A 16,286-nucleotide genomic window follows, 5' to 3' on the forward strand; every position below is an offset into this window, starting at 1 on the left:
ATGATTTCGAGGCCATGAGCCGGAAAGTGTTTCAACGATGATGATAGGTGATGTTCTTTTCATAATCAACGGGTTAGGGATGGGGAACAGTACCCGTTGCCATGCCATCATAGAACATCTCATGGATCAGGGGATCCGGATCCATGTACTCACATCGGGAAACGGGCTCATGTATTTCTCTGGCGTCAAGGAAATTGCCTCGCTGACTCCGATGGAGTCTTTTTTTTATTCAGGCAAAAACGGCGGAGTGAGCGGGTGGCGGACTTTCGCTTCTATTCACGCGTTATATGGTCGCGCTACGGTCAAAAAGCGGCAGCTTGAAGCCTTCCTCCAAACACATCACATTGATGTTGCCGTGGTTGACTCGGAATACATCACCTCGCCGTTGCGCAGACGAAAAATCCCCATCATCGGACTGAACAACGCCGATGTGGTGGTCTCGGAATACTTGAAGCTGAAAAATCCGCCCCCCGAAATCCGCAGCCATTTCTGGCTCGTTGAATTTACGGACTACCTGTTCCACCGGTTTTTCTGCAATTGGGTGATTAGTCCTTCTGCAGTTCCCGGAGAACTCCGTCATTCCCGTATTCGGCGCGTGGGGCTCATTGTCCGCCGATCGATCCTCAACGTGCTTCCTGCGGAGCCCTCGGTCCCGGTACACCCGGCGGAGATGAAGTCCATGGTGTTTCTGTTGAGCGGTTCCGTATACGCCTCCCAGATCGAGATGGGGGACGGAAAATTTGCGTTCCCGGTTGATGTGGTTGGCCGGGAGGGTGAGAACATCGGGGATGTGACTTATCGTGGACGGATGATGGACAACATCGCGTATCTTCAAAAGGCTGACGCCATGGTCATCAATGGCGGCTTTTCGGCGGTCAGCGAAGCCATGGCGCTCGGAAAAATCACTTTTGTCATTCCCGTCCCTGGCCATGCGGAACAGCACATCAACGCCCGGATCCTTGCCGACATGGGGTACGGCTATGTTGTCAAGGAGAACGAGGTGGTAGCCAAACTCAAGGAGTTGTGCCGGGGCAACCACTGGGAGGGTTTGAAGCCGCGCCAACCCATCTTGGGTGTGCAGGGTGCCCGCGAAGCTGCGGATATCATCAGTGAGGTTGTGCGGAATCGGTGTCCCAAGTCCTGATGGAGCATTGTCATGATCGTGTGTGCCGATGATTTCGGGTTGTCCAGTGACATTGATCGCGCCATTCTCCAACTTTCGGAAAGCGGCAGGATTTCAGCAGTGTCATGCATGGTGGGCCTCAGCCACTTCGACCGGGTGGCGTTTTCAAAACTGCTCCGTTTGGGAGGCCGGGTGGATATCGGTCTTCATCTGACACTTACGGATATTCCGCCCCTCCATGCCGTATCCGGTGTGGTTTCGCTGCTCCAGTCAAGGGGTGTTTTTCATCCCATGGATGTCTTACTGAGGCGGGGAGTGCTGGGGCGGATCAAACCGGATGATGTGACTCGCGAGACTCAAAGTCAGTATGATCGCTTCATTCAGTTTGCAGGACGTCCTCCGGACTATCTGGATAGTCATCTCCACATTCATCAGTTCCCGGGTGTCCGGGAAGGTATTCTGAAGTTTCTGGACGGGATGGGACCTGAAGCCGCGCCCTATGTCCGGAATTCCGCCATGACCCTCCGTAAAATCATCCGGCAGGGAGTCTCTCCCTTGAAATGTATGGCCATCGGTTTTTTGGGAAATCATTTCCGCAAGGCCCTTCAATTACGGGGGTTGAAAACCAATGACGGGTTTGCCGGTATTTATGCTTATGACGGGCATCGTGCCTACCCAGAGTACCTCAGGCGCTTTGTGGATTGCATGGAAAGCCGGAATGGAATTCTAATGACCCATCCCGGTGAGAGCGAGGCCTGGCGGAAATGCGAATACAAAACGTTGCTTGAGTCTGACAATCTTCCGGGCCTGCTCAACCGGTTTGGCGGATAAGGCTGTTGTTCTTTTTGGACGAGTCGCTTTTTTCTAATAAAATCCGGCGACATGGCTCGGCATGACTCTTCCAGGGTGCCCTAGATGTTTTCTGGCCGGTGGCTGAGTTGCGGGTTATTCGAGATGTTAAACACTGAGACGGTGCCGCCCCACTTGGGAGCCGCAACCCTCATCCCTTTCGCCCGCGGCTCAGTAAAGTTTATACAGCGTGGGCAGGATGCCCGCGTTCCTTAAGGCCTCAGCCATCTGGATGATTCCCAGAATCCACACGAACCAGATCGCGTCCAGCAAGGCATGCCGGAATTTGACGGGCGAGACGATATACTCTTCAGGTTCCACAATCTTAAAGTTGCGCGGCCAGAAGCGCGGCACGCTGGCCATGTAGGCCTTGAAGGGCTCCCCGTGCAGTTCGGCCAGCTTCGTCTCCTCATCGCGGATGACTTTCGGATAGAACACCGCAAACAGGAGCGCCAACACAAAGGGAATGGTGAGCGTCTCGGTGGCAAACCCGAGCCCGACCGCCCCGATGGAGCTGAAGACATACAGGGGATTCCGGGATAAGGAATACGGTCCGCTGGTGACCAGGTGCTTGGTCTTGTACGCGCAGATGTACTGGGAACACCACAGCCGGCCGATGGCGGCCGTACTCACAAACACACACCCGATCAGGAAGAGCAAGCCGCGCAACACAAACTGCTGCTCCCATTGAGAGCCCGCGAGAATGATCCCCACGGCGAGAGGCCAGACAATTAGTCGTGAAGTACGTATTCTGTAGCGCATAAAAATCTACCCTCTCGCGGCTTGCTTTTGAAGCATACTTAGTTTTAAGACATTCAAAAAATCGACTGAAACTACAGTGGTCACAGCAAAATGTAAATTGGAGGCTGGCCGCCTCTAACTATTCGGCAGAATCAAGATAATCTGACAGAATTTACAGAATGTATAAAATGGTGAAACAAACCCTTGCAAACGCATCTCTGTGTTTTGGCTCCACCCTTCAGGGCTCAATAAACACGTACAGGATCGTTTTTCGCTGCAGCAGGGGGGCAACGAACTCGCGGAACGCCCCGTACCTCATGGATGGGGGGACAAACGCCAGGATGACCCCCGGCACGTCTTCTTTGGACGTCAACGCAGGGATGAGTTGAGCCGCCGTTGGAACGGGAAGACGGGTCTCGCTGAAGGTGGGCGTGGAGTCGTCCCCCTTCCACTCCATACTCACCAGGACCAGGGTTCCCGTGGCCCCTGTGGCTCCGTTTTCAAGAATCAACTCTGCCGCCAGGGCCGGCCGGGCTTCCCGTTTCCGATGCTGTTCGTTGGGAAGAAAGGCCCGGAAATAAGGATGACCCGGTGGCGGCGCATCCACCCGGACGCCATGTTCCGAATCCAGTTTATCCAGCAGCCTCGCCACTTTCTGCAAGGATACCATGGTCAGGGACTCCTCCGGATGGAAAGTCAGATACGCGGCCTGATCGATACCGGAGAAGCCTTCGAGCACATCGAGCACCCCTGAGAGGGTCCGGTTCGTATTCACCGGCTGTCCCGCCGCATCCTGTAACGTGTAAGCCAGATCCGCGGTATTGCTTCCTGAGCCCGGGCCGACCGTCAATACGAAATCAAAGTCATGTGCACGCCCGTCCTTGAAATAAGGTTCAAAGGTCACCTCGATCACCTGGTTGGAAGGGAGCCGCAGGGCTGGATTGGGGACTTGATAGGAATAGACTTCACTTTGGGCGTCACGGCGGGGCACATCCAGCACCGTCGTCCGTTCATTGTAATGCGACACAATGCAACCCGGGGTGAACGCATCGGCGGCATACACCCGGCCGGTGACCGGCTCCGTCACCTCCGTCCACTCGGACCCCGTGAACACAAAGCCATTCTCAGGCAGCGTTTTCCCCGTGCGGGTATCAATGGTCAATCGAGCGGCCGGAATATGGACCTGGTTGGTAAGGGTGGGATCCTGGTAATGGAAGGTGACGGCCACGCGGTCCCCCCTCGGCCAGAACTGGAGAGCGCCCGCATCCACCCCGTGGCCTGGTTTCAACCCGATGAACTGCAAGGCATTATGAATATCCAATGCGGCAGCGAACGCCACCGCATGCGCCTCGTAATCCTTCCCGCTGGTCGCGGTCACCAGCGGGAACTCGGCCGGGCTGCCCGGCTCCAGCCTAAGCGACTCCGCTGACACCCGGACGATGCGGCCGGTTTTGTCAGCCAGCAATCCGGGACGCACCATAAAATTATCCTGCCCGCCATACTGCTTCAGCCGGGCGGCATCGAACGCCTGAACGCTGACGAGGGCTTTTTCACGTGGGGTCAGTTCCACCGGCGGCGCAGCTACCGCACCCACCTGCATCCTGTTGAGCGCCCACACGGCGCCGAGAAGTCCCATCCATTGCTGGCTACGCATCATCATGATTCCTGTTGAAGAGTCCGTTTATGGTTTCGCCCGCTTCACCTGATTTTTTGACTGGGCGATTTTCCAGGTGAACCCCAGGCCCACCATATAGCTGTTCTGCGCCCGCACCAGGGGACTGTCCTCATAAACCGCCCCCGCGACATTATCCATCCGGGCGTAAAGAGCCGCCGATACCCCATCGAACAGGCGGCGGGACAGCCAGCCGGAGGCAAACGCCCCGCTATATCCGCCCTGACTGTGATAATAGGGCCGGGCAGAAGTGACGTAAGCCTCATCCACATCATAGAAATACCCGTGGTAATCCCGGTCCGAAAAATCCAGCCCTGTTTTCAGGCCGGCCGTCCATAGCGAGGTGGGCGTCGGCTTGAACCCGGCCAGCACCAGACTGAGACTGCTTTTCAGTCCTTCATAGCCGGGGCTCAGATCATCCATATCGATGGAAATGACCCCGCGGACGGCGGCTTCCAGAAAGATGGCCCTCACTTTTTCCCCGTTATACAAATAGAATCGGGCCGCCGGCCCCAGCTCAAGCAGCGGGTTCAAATCCGGCATCCCGGTTCGCGCGCCCCCCTCGTCCGTTACCGGAGGATTGCCGCTCATCGATAGTTCAAGCTCGAACCGGTACCCCTTGTAAAATGAACCCCGGACGCCATCCTTGTCCGCCTGGATATAGTCCCCGCGATAGATGAAGAACGGGAGGGGAAAGGCATAGGTTTTATACTCATCGGAGCCACGGTAAAACGGGACACGGGCGGCCATTCCAAAGACGCCAACCTCCCATTTCGGCAACCCCGGCGGAACCGGGGGGCCGGCGGGGGCATTGGAGATCGCGATATCCGCAAACCCGTAAGTCCCCATTCCCAGGAGGAGCACGCCCATTATTATTAATTTAATCAATTTGATCTCATTTACCGGCCACGATAAGACCTGAAACACTTGTCGGGCTAAACTAACGGGCCAGCCATCAGCATGCAACTATTTTGACTCGCCTGTTCCAATATCTATATTGACAGCAGCAGAGGCGAAAGCTTAGGCTTTCCTGCAATTGGGACCTTTGAGTCGCATTTAAGACATACGACAGCAAACAGGAGGTAGCATGAAGAAAATAATAATGGGTTTGGTCATCACCAGCGTCTTGCTCGGAACCGTGTGTCCGTCCCAGGCGATTAATGAAAAACGTGGCGGATTAATGGGCTTCATCGCCGGTTGCTGCTTTGGCATCCGTGCTGGAGCCGCTTATAATGACGGCAGAGAGATCCACTGGCGCGAATGGGTTATGCTGATTCCGTATGTCAATATCGTGTTCGCGATCTGGAACGGAATTGACGGCGCCAACGGCATGCAAACGTCTGATTATACCAAGAAATACGGCGCTGCGTTTTATTGAGTTGTTTCGCGGATAAATTGACAATTACTAAATTCAGATATATTCAGGAGAAATAATGAAAAAAATAGTCATGTGTTTGACGATCAGCGGCATACTGTTCAGTTCGGTAAGTCCGTCTATGGCCATTAACGAACAACGCGGCGGGTTGATGGGTTTCATCGCCGGATGCTGCTTCGGCATTCGTGCTGGAGCTGCCTATAATGATGGTAAAGACATTCACTGGCGTGAATGGATTTTGTTGATTCCTATCGTCGGTTTTGTGGCATCCATCTGGAATGGAATCGATGGCGCCAATGGAATGCAAAAGGCTGATTACGCGAAGCAATATGGCTCTACGTTTTATTGAGACACCCTGCCATTTAATAAAAAGGATTCCGGGCTTTTTGACCGGAATCCTTTTTTTATTTCTGCCCTTCCGGGTGACTGCGGCGGATACGGACTTAGCCGATCAACTATTTCAAGAGGGGAACTGGACGACCTGCATGCAGGAAAGCCAGCGGATCTTGTGCCATACCCCCTCCAACGAACAGGCCCTCCTGCTCTACACCACCTCCGCCCTGCGATCCGGCAAGGCTCATGCCACCAATAGCCTGCCCGCCCTGCTTCACCTCTCGAACCTGGCCCGGCAGCCTGATATCCGGGCACAAGCCGCCAATGAGGCCGCCTGGCTTCTGGCCCGTCAGAACCGGCTTCAGGAAGCCTGGCCCCTTGCCGAACAGGCGTTTCTATCATCTTCCCAGACCCCGATCTTCCTTTCCAGCGGGGCCCTGTTGCTGCGACTCATGACCGCTCATTCCCAGCTCTTCACCCCCTCCGAAAGCCTTCGACTCCAGCTGGAAAGTTGCGACCCTATCCTGCGAGACGTTCTCCCGCCTCCTATCGGCGCCCTCCCCTCAAAACCGGCCTCCCTTCTGTCCAGACCGGGACAATGGGTCGTCGCCTTCTACCGACGCGCCATTCGCCCGGCCATTGGGGCACGCTGTTCGCTGAAACCGCACTGTTCGGAATATTTCCTGCAGGCAGGGCGGGCCCATCCGCTCCTCGCCCTCCCCATGATCGCCGACCGGCTCGTGCGTGAACCCAGCGTGGTCAACTCCGGTACATCGGACGTCGTCCAGGAAAATGGCACGACCTTTTACAAAGATCCGCTTTCAAATCATGACTTCTGGATGACCACACACCTATGACACACCCTTCTCCCCCCCTCTTGACCATCTTTTCCCTGGGACTGGCCTTCTGCCTGCTGCCCCTCCTTCCCGCCCGTGGGACTGACCCTGCCGATGCCAACATCCTCCTGGCCAACACACTCGGCGAGGAAGGCCATCACACAGCGGCAGCCGTGGAATTCCGCCGACTGGCCCTCCTGTCCCCCGCCCCGAGCGACCAGGCCTCCTTCTCCTGTGCGGCAGCCTATGAATACCAGCGTGCGGGAGATATCTTGCTTGCCGAAAAAATGCTCGATCAGGCGGAAAATGAGTATTCTGGGATCACCCCGGAAATCCTCCTGTTCCGGGGCAAGAACGCCATGTCGGCCGGAAACTGGACGGAGGCCTCATTCTATTTCCAGGGTCTGACCCAGGGGGCGACGCAGCCCGTCACACGGTTGGCCAGCCGTTCGCTAGCCGTAACCCAACTCCATCTCAAGGATCCTGCAGGGGCCAAAAAATCCCTCACCGAATCCCCCGGCGATGAAACTGAGGGACTCAAGGCTCTTGAGCACTACTCCCGCGGCTCCGACAAGAGTCCCCGCATCGGAGGACTCCTCGGCATGATCCCCGGCATGGGCTACGCCTACTCAGGGGAATACCCGAACGCCGCACGCTCTTTGATCCTGAATGGCATCTTTATCTTCGGTATGGTCTCCACGGCGGAAGAGGATCTCTGGGGGGCCTTCACCGTCATCAGTTTCTTTGAAGTGACCTGGTACTCGGGAAGTATCTATGGCGGTGTCGACGCCGCCAACCGCTACAATCAGAACCGCCTGGACACCTGCACCTCCGCCATCTACCGGGAGAGTCAGGCCAGACCGGACTATACCCAACTGCCCCTCTTGCGCCTTCAATACAAGTTTTAATGGAAAAAACGAACCCCTCAGGAGCTCCCCATGACCCCACGCCTTGAATCGATTGCACTGGCCCTAGTGTTTGTGTTAGGTTCCGCCACCATGAATTCCGCCAGCACCCTTGTTGACCAGTTGATTGCCGGATACGAGACCATCCAGTCCGTATCCTGCGATGTGCGGCGTGACGCCGAATCATCGGGCAACAAGGTGCGTGCCCTGAGCCGCGTCTTCTTCGAGAAACCTGATAAACTTCATGTGGATAATGTCACGCCGCTGCCCCGCCGGATTATTTGCGACGGAGTCACGTTCTTCAGTTTTTTGGAGGGGGACCCCAAGGGGTATTCCCGCCCGGTAAGTAAGCTGGAAAATGACATGCTGATTTCGTTACGGAAAGTACCTGCCACCGCCATGGATCACCTGCTCCGGTTGCGCGGTATGGCGGAAACAAATCTGGAGGCCACCAGCACGTATCCCGTCCGCAAGGGGTATGATACCGGCAAGATGTTTGCCGTGCTCTCCCTGGACACCTCCAATCGCCTCACTCGCATTGAAATGTTCACCTCGGCGGACTTGAAACAGCTGATTGCCCGGATGGATTACGGAAATTTCGTTGAAGCCGTACCCGGCGTCTGGCTGGCGGCTCTCCATCAGAGTTCCATGTGGTTGGGGGGAAAAGAAAGCAAGGAGACCTCCCGCTTCGATCATCTCACCATCAATCAACCCATTGCGCAGGATCTATTCAAGGCGTCCCTCTATTTCAAGGGCATTGAGTTTGTTTCCAGCTTTGAACAAATGTATCCATGAAGGTAGCCAGAAGTCAGAATTCTGAATACCTGAGCGGTTCCCCACGAAGAAGCCCGACGAACTAGGAAAACACCCCCTCATGTCTGATCCCACCATTGAAGAACTCAAAGCGGCGACCGCGCTGCTCAAACAAGTCGCCGGCAACCGGGCGTTATTAGCGGAACTCTCCCTGGAAGACCGCAAGCATCTGATCTCCGCCGCGGGCGATGTCTACTGCCCGGATATGTTTGAACGCCGGCGTCTGGTCCGCGCCACTGAACGCCGCCGTAAAGCCGAATTGATCGCCCGCGATCAGGCGAAACTCGCGGACACAGGAATCCGCAAACTGCGCCAGAAGCCCGTCTTCACCACCCCCAACATCCTGCCTCCCGCCCAGTTTGAGCAGCAGGATGTCGAGGGCGACCCGGAATTCCGCGATGTGGTGGAGCCCCGCAACTGCTATACCTGCAAACAGAACTATACGTCGATCCACCATTTCTACGATCATCTCTGCCCCGCCTGCGCCACCTTGAACTTCCATAAACGCACCGAGTCCGCCAATTTGAGCGGCCGAGTCGCCCTGCTGACCGGTGGCCGCGTGAAAATCGGCTATCAGGCGGGCATCAAGCTACTGCGGGCCGGCGCCCACCTGATCGTCTGCACGCGCTTCCCCCGCGATTCGGCCACCCGCTATGCCGCGGAAGCGGATTTCGCGGAGTGGGGACACCGGCTGGAAATCTTCGGCCTGGATTTCCGCCACACGCCCAGTGTCGAGGCCTTCTGCCGGCATCTGCTGGCCACCCTGCCCCGGCTGGACTTCATTATCAATAACGCCTGCCAGACGGTGCGGCGTCCGCCCGACTTCTATCAGCATATGATGGCGGGCGAAACCGCCGCCATTCAGGATATGCCGGAGGCGACCCGGCGCTTGCTGGGCGCCTATGAAGGTTTGCGCGGCTACCATCTGTTACCGGAAGGCGATGCCGTGGTTGCCCAGAAGCGGATGTCCGAGGTCGTCGGCATGACCCATGCCGCCGAACTGTCACAGATCCCCCTGCTCCCCGATGAACTGGCGGCCCAGCAGTCCCTCTTCCCGCAAGGCCGGCTCGACCAGGATCTGCAACAGGTCGATCTGCGCACCACCAACTCCTGGCGGATGCTGATGGCCGATGTGCCGGCCGTGGAGTTACTGGAAGTTCACCTGGTGAACGCCGTGGCCCCCTTCCTGCTGAATGCGCGGCTCAAACCGCTGATGCTGCGTACACCGGAGCGCGACAAACATATTGTGAATGTCTCGGCCATGGAAGGCCAGTTCTACCGCAAGCTCAAAACCACCCGCCATCCCCACACGAACATGGCCAAGGCCGCCTTGAACATGATGACCCGCACCTCGGCCACCGACTATTTCAACGATGGCATCCATATGAACGCCGTGGATACCGGCTGGGTGACCGACGAAGACCCCATCGAGCTGGCCGAGATGAAGACCAAGATGCACCGCTTCCACCCGCCACTGGACATCGTGGACGGTGCCGCCCGGATTGTGGACCCCATTATCGACGGCTTCAATACCGGCACCCACGTCTGGGGCAAGTTCCTGAAGGACTACAAGCCGACGGATTGGTGAGGAGAGAGGTCGAAGTCGTGAGTTGCGAGTCCAAAGCCGAACGTGGGCACTCGTGACTTTATTCGCTTAGGCGATAGCTTGTGCTCCGCCCGCGACTCGGATTCAGCATCAGGGTGCCACGCTCGAGAAGTTCCCTTATATCACGCAAGGCAGTGTCGGCGGAACAGTGCGCCAGCTTGGCATATTTGGATGAGGTCAGGTTCCCCTCAAACCCATCCAAAAGCCGGTTGACCACCAGGCGCTGACGGTCATTGATGGCTGACATGTTGATTTTCTCCCAGATCCGGGCTTTTCGCAAGACACCGGCCAGCGTCGTGTGCGCAAGCTCCAAGGCACGACCCAGACATTCAAGAAACCATTTCATCCACAGGGTGATCTCGATGGTGCCCTTCTGGCTGGACTCCAAAATCTGATAATAGTCTTTTCGTTCCGCTTCAATCTGGGCTGACATGCTGTAAAACCGAGTAGCCGTGCCATCAGCTCTGGCCAGGGCCATGTCCGCGATGGCACGGGCAATACGCCCGTTTCCATCCTCAAACGGATGGATCGTCACAAACCAGAAATGCGCCAAAGCGGCCTTCAATACCGGATCGACGGCAGGCGGCGCGTTGAACCATTGAAGAAACGCGTTCACCTCGGCATCCAGTCTGAGAGCGGCAGGAGCCTCGAAGTGCACCTTTTCGCGGCCGATTCCACCGGACACCACTTGCATTGGCCCCGACTCCATCGTACGCCATGCCCCCACGGTGATCTTTCTCATATTGCTATAGCCTGTAGGAAACAGCGCAGCGTGCCAGGAGAAAAGTCGTTCCTGAGTCAGGGGTTCGGCATACTTTTGCGTGGCATCAAGCATCATCTCCACCACGCCCTCAATGTGCCGGGACGACAGAGGTGTCCCGCCAGTCTCCATCCCCAGTTTACGAGCCAGGGAGGAGCGAACTTCGCCCGCATCCAGTGACTCGCCCTCTATAGCAGCAGACTTCACAATATCAACGGTCAAGGTGGCAAGGTGCGCTTCATCACGCAAATGGAACCCCAACGCTTCCATTCGCCCCAGAAGCCGGCCTTGCCGATGCCGAATTTCCACCAGCGCAGGAGCCAATAGCGCATCATCCCACTTGAAATTCGGCCAATCTCGATCTTCGTATATGTACGGCATAAACACCTCACCTGATCGAGATACTGAACTTTTAACGCGAATAGCGCAAGTATTTACCGCATATCCTGCGGTGATTAAGACGCTTATTCGCCGCAAATACCATCATCTCTCCTTCTGTTCTGGCTCCTGGATACGGTCATTTTTCGCCTCTTGATTTTATCAATAGCCAATGCTAAACAGCTTGAGCATGAGCAAGACCGCTACGTTAAAAGATGTGGCCATAGCCGCCGAAGTGGATCCTTCGACAGCCTCTTTTGTCATCAACGGCAAAGGAGATAAGCTCCGGATCAGTCCCTCCACCCAGGCTCGGATTATGGCTGCAGCCCGCCAGTTGGGATACCGCCCGAACGCCATTGCCAGGGATGTCGCTCTGGGGCGCGGTGTCGAGCCGATTATCACAAGTGACGCCTCGTCCACGTCGGCAATACCGAGAGAGCGGCAAATCGGCCTTGTGCTCTCGGCCACCAGTCCGGGCGAAACCCTGGCCTTGATCCCCAGGCTGGAGCCGCCACTCTCCGCCGCAGGCTACCAGTTGGTCGTGATCACCCTTCCTGTTGATGAGAGTGCAGTCCGGGAACGAGTGTTGAAACTTGGGTTTGCCGGACTCATCTGCTGTCCCACCGTCTACGCCACCGTGTCCACGCTGGTCGCCGGGGTATGTCCCACCATCGTTTTATGGGAAGGCGCAGGGAAGGCGATCTTGATTGCGGTGAGCCCGCCACGAGCGGATGCAACCGTGGAGGGCAGTAGGCAGTCGGCAGTGAGCAATCCACAGCCTCCGGTACAACCCGCACCACCCATCCTTCAACCCAAACCGATAGCCGTTGCGCCAGTTGCAACACCGAAGCCGGTCATCGTGGCTCCAACGCCGAGACCCGTTCCCGCGCCGACACCGGAGCCAATACCTGTGCCTGACACGGTCCCAGCGCCGGTCTTTACGCCCGAACCCGAGCTGGCTCCGGTGTCGGAGCCGAGTCCGGCCTTGGCCGATCCTGAACCGGTGTTATCGCCTTTGTCGCCGGAAGCCAGCATGTCAACACCGGCAACACCGGAATTGGATTCCAACCCGGTGCCGGAGACCGCAACACCGGAGCCCATTCCGGTGTCAGAGCCGAGTCCGGCCTTGGCCGATCCTGAACCCGTATCGTCGCCTTTGTCGCCGGAAGCCAGCGTGTCAACACCGGCAACACCGAAATTGGATCCCAGCCCGGCGACGGAGGCCGCAACACCGGTGCCGGTCATTGAGCCCAGTGAACTCACGCCGGTCACGGTGGCAGACCCTGCCGCTGACAACCCTTCGACAAGCTCAGGGCAGGCGGCGGCTACTACAGAAGAAAATTCAATTCCGGTTGTGACCGACGAGGTGCACGCTGCACCTGTAGTAACCGGTGTATCGCCGGTAGAAGCCAATCCAGAGCCACAACCGGAACCTGCCCCGGAACCCGTGCCGACATTTACGCCAATCGTTACTTCAGCTCCGGCTCCCGAACCAGTAGCCCCACCCCCTGAACCCATCGCAGATCCACCGCCAGTGGTTTCCCCGCCGCCCGCGCCAGTGATACCTGCTGAGCCGCCACCTATCATTCCGGTCCCGGCTCCGGCAGAAGTTCTACCGCCAACTGATTTTCCGATTCCCGAGGCACCTTCAGCCGACCCGCTGTCAGCAGCGAATGAGGCAACCATCGACACCGATTCGCCGATGTCAGAAACTGATTCGCAAGCTACGATTTCGCCCGATAAGCAGGCACCACCAATTCAATAATAACTAATGCTCAACAGCTTGAGCACAAGCAAATAGCGAGGTATCAAATCTTCGTGGACACAGTGGACTTTGCTGACGGGGTTGACCAAGGACGTGGCGAACGTTTCTCGGAGCGGATCCGGTAGAGGCGTTCAGTGAAACCGCCTTCGGCCTCAAAAGCAGAGGCTTGAGATGCAATTTGGCGATCAAGCAAACTGCAGGCAACCGCCAGCAAAACCAGCGCCGCATTGGCCGCAAGTTCAGGATATGGGTTTTGTCCACTTGGTCCACCCAGTCCACTCCCCCGATTATCCCGCACCCAGACAGCCACATCATCCGCGGTCACGCAACGGCGATCAATCAGGTTTTGTCGGCGAGGATCCTCGCGCTTCCAGATCGGCATGCTTCTCTGGCGAAGGAAATCTTCGTAATCGAGGCGGAGTTCTTCCAAACTGGCACGGGCCACATTCGTAAGTTTCAGTTCGGTCTTTTTGGAAGTTCCCGAAGCCTGGCTCCCTTCGGCAATATTCTGGACCCCGGACCGCGCCGCCTGGACCATCTGGTCATGGGTACGACTTCGCCGGTCAATGAATCGGTCGCAAAAACGCACGGTGATATCGAAAGCCAATTGAGCGACCTGAAAGCTTTTGAGCTTCCGGTAGCCTCCATGCACAGGTATGAGCGGCTCGGCCATTATTCATCAACTCCTGCTTATTAAGCAGGTAATATGACAGCACCAGCCGAGTTTCGTCTATCTGCGCCAGTAACGATTTTTCTATCAGCGAATGTTGGAGCAGAGCGGTGTTGTTGCGGTATTGCAACTTACTCAGCTTCGTACTATTGTTTCAGAACATTACAGGGAGACAAACCTTCAGCATGCCAGACAAACACACAGATATTCGCTACACGCCCCTTTACCGACTGCCCGAAGTAGCAATGTACACGCATGGCAACTTGAGCACGCTTCGCACATGGGTTATGGGGCGTTCACACGCCACCAAAGATGGCCAAAAATACCAGCCAGTAATCAAGGTCGAACAACCTAACCGCGCGGATGCCTTAAGTTTTATCAACTTGATCGAAAGTCACGTTCTGGTGGCATTGAGGAGGACTCATCAAGTTCCCCTGCCTAAAATCAGGGATGCCGTCCTTTGGCTCCAGCAGGAAACGGGTTCAGAACATCCTCTGGCAGAACTCCAGATCGAGACAGACGGACTTAATGTTTTCTTTCGCCATTTAAATCAAATCATTAGTGCTTCCGAGAAAGGCCAAGTGGTAATTCGGGATGTCATGGAGCGCTACCTGCGCCGGATCGAACGTGACGCCAAAGGCATTCCTATCAGTTTTTGCCCCTTCACCCTTTCGGATCCTTTGCGTGATTCTCAAACCGATATCATCATGGATCCTGCCGTTGCATTCGGACGCCCAGTGATCCGGGGAACACGCATTGCAACCGCCACAATTTTGGAGCGCTATAAAGCGGGGGAAGGCCTGACTGACCTCTCAAAAGACTATGACTTGGAGATGAGACTCATTGAAGAAGCACTCCGCTGCGCAATCGACCAGCAAGCCGCCTGACGCTTTCCGACTGGTTCTTGACGAAACCTTGGCCGGAAAATCCATTCTGGAAGGACTGCAGCAACAAGGTATTCCTGCAATCCCCTTAACTGAATTCGTTCCCAGGGGAGCGACAGATGAAGCGGTGCTGGAAGCATTGGCGCAAAAGGGAGACCTGTACTTTATCACCCGCGACCATCATTTCCGGTATCATCCAGGGGTCAAAGAAAGACTTCTTGCAGGTGGAGTGGGTGCATTTGTCATCACATCAGCAGGGAATAAGACGGCCGCGCAAATAGTTGAGCTTTTGTTAGCAGCCTGGCCCCACATTAATAAATTTGTGAGTACCCACCAACGGCCCTTTGCAGCCAAGGTAGCCGCATCCGGGAAAATCGAGTTACACTCGTAACAGTCCCGTTACGCATTGCAGAATGTCGCTTCCACCAGGTTGAGATAATCTAGTCCGCTAAATTCCGCGTTTGTCTTCAATTAACTTGAAGTAATTCATCAGCGCCTTCGGCCGGTATTTCGGATCGCCATCCCACCGCGACAAGACACTGGCATGCAAAGACTGGGTTGGATCAATTGAGGGGGCCGTTTTACGCGATTCGGCAGGGCCTGAAGGCTGGCCGATGGCACGATCTATACCGAAGGTGGGCCAATAGACGCCGGTTTTGGAGTTATGCAGTTTGGCGAGAGGATCAGGATGGATCAAATGGGTTTGAATTACACCTTCATCAAAGACCAATCCGGCTCCGCGTGCCTTCTCAATCATCCATCCCAGGGCAATATCCGAATGTCCACATTCCGAGGCCGGATACCCGCCGCCGATATCACTATGCGCACCACAAAACCAGACTTGTTCAACTGTCTGCCCCGGTTTCGGCACATAGTCCCATATTGACGGGGCGAATGGGGCGCGATGCTCATCAATGGCTAGGGCGTGGTAAGCAGATTCAACCGTCTTACTTAATTCCGTGTCGTGGAACTGAAAATCATGCCGGGTAAGATACCGCAATCCCCGTAACGGTATACCAAGCGCACCCACCGTATCCCAAACCCCAATAAACTTAATGGGAATATTTTCGGCACCACAAATGGAAAAGTCCGTCCTGAATTTAAGCGGCTGCTCATCGTCGGGATGGACGTCCATCTTCCTGTACAAATCAATTGCGTCCCGGTAATGCTGAACAAATTCACGCTTGAGAATGCCACATTTGCGAATCATCCCGGCAATACTGCGAGCGGTAAAGGCCCCGCGACTAAACCCAAACAGAAAAATCTCATCCCCAGGCTCATAATTGGCCACCAGAAACCGATAGGCATCATGAATATTGGCCTCCAACCCTTCGCCAAAAGCCCCACCTGTCGCCCTATCGACCGAATTCCCCGTCCCAACCCCCTGATCGTAATAGATGATCTGAGGAATATCGCCATCCCGCTTGGCCACTCGATAGGCAATTTTTACGACATTAGAGGGGCAAGGAACGCCATTATCATCTTCCTGGTCGGGCTTATTCCAGGTGCCGTCACAACAAAGAATGAGTCTTTTCACTTTTACCCCATAATTCTGATTCACTGCCTACATGCCCTT

The 16,286-nt window shown here is 55.9% G+C and carries 17 protein-coding genes; 11 read left to right on the plus strand and 6 right to left on the minus strand.

Annotated elements, in window-relative coordinates; all coding sequences use genetic code 11:
- The first annotated feature begins 40 nt into the window (after positions 1–40).
- Positions 41–1,144, plus strand: a complete 1,104-nt coding sequence (locus WCS52_05965; GenBank protein MEI6166720.1) for a glycosyltransferase family protein — start codon at positions 41–43, stop codon at positions 1,142–1,144.
- A 12-nt stretch (positions 1,145–1,156) separates the two neighbouring features.
- Positions 1,157–1,954: a ChbG/HpnK family deacetylase gene (locus tag WCS52_05970; GenBank protein MEI6166721.1), complete on the plus strand. Its 798-nt coding sequence runs from the start codon at positions 1,157–1,159 to the stop codon at positions 1,952–1,954.
- Between the two features lie 189 nt (positions 1,955–2,143).
- Here WCS52_05970 and WCS52_05975 read toward each other — a convergent pair whose 3' ends face one another.
- The 3 genes from WCS52_05975 to WCS52_05985 form a co-directional block, all read right to left on the minus strand.
- Complete coding sequence (locus WCS52_05975) at positions 2,144–2,734, minus strand: isoprenylcysteine carboxylmethyltransferase family protein (GenBank protein ID MEI6166722.1); 591 nt, start codon at positions 2,732–2,734, stop codon at positions 2,144–2,146.
- 217 nt (positions 2,735–2,951) lie between these two features.
- Positions 2,952–4,373 carry a YdjY domain-containing protein gene (locus WCS52_05980; protein ID MEI6166723.1) on the minus strand — a complete coding sequence of 474 codons (1,422 nt, stop codon included), beginning with the start codon at positions 4,371–4,373 and terminating at the stop codon, positions 2,952–2,954.
- A gap of 21 nt (positions 4,374–4,394) precedes the next feature.
- Complete coding sequence (locus WCS52_05985) at positions 4,395–5,273, minus strand: MipA/OmpV family protein (GenBank protein ID MEI6166724.1); 879 nt, start codon at positions 5,271–5,273, stop codon at positions 4,395–4,397.
- Between the two features lie 199 nt (positions 5,274–5,472).
- Here WCS52_05985 and WCS52_05990 point away from each other — a divergent pair, with 199 nt between their 5' ends.
- From WCS52_05990 to WCS52_06015, 6 genes are all read left to right on the plus strand, one after another.
- Positions 5,473–5,763 (plus strand): hypothetical protein, encoded by a 291-nt coding sequence (locus tag WCS52_05990; protein MEI6166725.1) that lies wholly within the window; start codon positions 5,473–5,475, stop codon positions 5,761–5,763.
- A 55-nt stretch (positions 5,764–5,818) separates the two neighbouring features.
- The gene (locus WCS52_05995) at positions 5,819–6,109 is read left to right on the plus strand and encodes a hypothetical protein (protein ID MEI6166726.1); all 291 of its coding nucleotides are present in this window, start codon (positions 5,819–5,821) and stop codon (positions 6,107–6,109) included.
- A gap of 37 nt (positions 6,110–6,146) precedes the next feature.
- Positions 6,147–6,950: a membrane protein insertion efficiency factor YidD gene (gene yidD, locus WCS52_06000; protein ID MEI6166727.1), complete on the plus strand. Its 804-nt coding sequence runs from the start codon at positions 6,147–6,149 to the stop codon at positions 6,948–6,950.
- Positions 6,947–7,837 carry a hypothetical protein gene (locus WCS52_06005; protein ID MEI6166728.1) on the plus strand — a complete coding sequence of 297 codons (891 nt, stop codon included), beginning with the start codon at positions 6,947–6,949 and terminating at the stop codon, positions 7,835–7,837. The genes yidD and WCS52_06005 overlap by 4 nt, the downstream gene beginning before the upstream one ends.
- A 30-nt stretch (positions 7,838–7,867) precedes the next feature.
- Positions 7,868–8,629, plus strand: coding sequence for a hypothetical protein (locus WCS52_06010; protein ID MEI6166729.1), 762 nt, complete (start codon positions 7,868–7,870; stop codon positions 8,627–8,629).
- A gap of 79 nt (positions 8,630–8,708) precedes the next feature.
- A complete protein-coding gene (locus tag WCS52_06015) occupies positions 8,709–10,235 on the plus strand; it encodes an SDR family oxidoreductase (protein MEI6166730.1) in 1,527 nt (508 codons plus the stop codon).
- A gap of 58 nt (positions 10,236–10,293) precedes the next feature.
- Here WCS52_06015 and WCS52_06020 read toward each other — a convergent pair whose 3' ends face one another.
- On the minus strand, positions 10,294–11,394 hold the full coding sequence (locus WCS52_06020) for a Fic family protein (GenBank protein MEI6166731.1): 1,101 nt from the start codon (positions 11,392–11,394) through the stop codon (positions 10,294–10,296).
- A gap of 187 nt (positions 11,395–11,581) precedes the next feature.
- Between WCS52_06020 and WCS52_06025 the strand changes: the two genes are divergently transcribed.
- Positions 11,582–13,156 (plus strand): LacI family DNA-binding transcriptional regulator, encoded by a 1,575-nt coding sequence (locus WCS52_06025; protein MEI6166732.1) that lies wholly within the window; start codon positions 11,582–11,584, stop codon positions 13,154–13,156.
- Positions 13,157–13,199: 43 nt separating this feature from the next.
- Here WCS52_06025 and WCS52_06030 read toward each other — a convergent pair whose 3' ends face one another.
- Positions 13,200–13,829, minus strand: coding sequence for a four helix bundle suffix domain-containing protein (locus WCS52_06030; GenBank protein MEI6166733.1), 630 nt, complete (start codon positions 13,827–13,829; stop codon positions 13,200–13,202).
- 182 nt (positions 13,830–14,011) lie between these two features.
- Between WCS52_06030 and WCS52_06035 the strand changes: the two genes are divergently transcribed.
- Both WCS52_06035 and WCS52_06040 read left to right on the plus strand, forming a co-directional pair.
- Positions 14,012–14,713 carry a DUF433 domain-containing protein gene (locus tag WCS52_06035; protein MEI6166734.1) on the plus strand — a complete coding sequence of 234 codons (702 nt, stop codon included), beginning with the start codon at positions 14,012–14,014 and terminating at the stop codon, positions 14,711–14,713.
- Positions 14,670–15,101 carry a DUF5615 family PIN-like protein gene (locus WCS52_06040; GenBank protein ID MEI6166735.1) on the plus strand — a complete coding sequence of 144 codons (432 nt, stop codon included), beginning with the start codon at positions 14,670–14,672 and terminating at the stop codon, positions 15,099–15,101. Before WCS52_06035 ends, WCS52_06040 begins: the two co-directional genes overlap by 44 nt.
- A gap of 57 nt (positions 15,102–15,158) precedes the next feature.
- On the opposite strand, the gene WCS52_06045 is transcribed toward WCS52_06040, so the two are convergent.
- Positions 15,159–16,247: a DUF2235 domain-containing protein gene (locus WCS52_06045; protein ID MEI6166736.1), complete on the minus strand. Its 1,089-nt coding sequence runs from the start codon at positions 16,245–16,247 to the stop codon at positions 15,159–15,161.
- Between the last annotated feature and the right edge of the window lie 39 nt (positions 16,248–16,286).

The sequence above is a fragment of the bacterium genome (assembly GCA_037128595.1).
Lineage (GTDB): Bacteria > Verrucomicrobiota > Kiritimatiellia > CAIKKV01 > CAITUY01 > JAABPW01.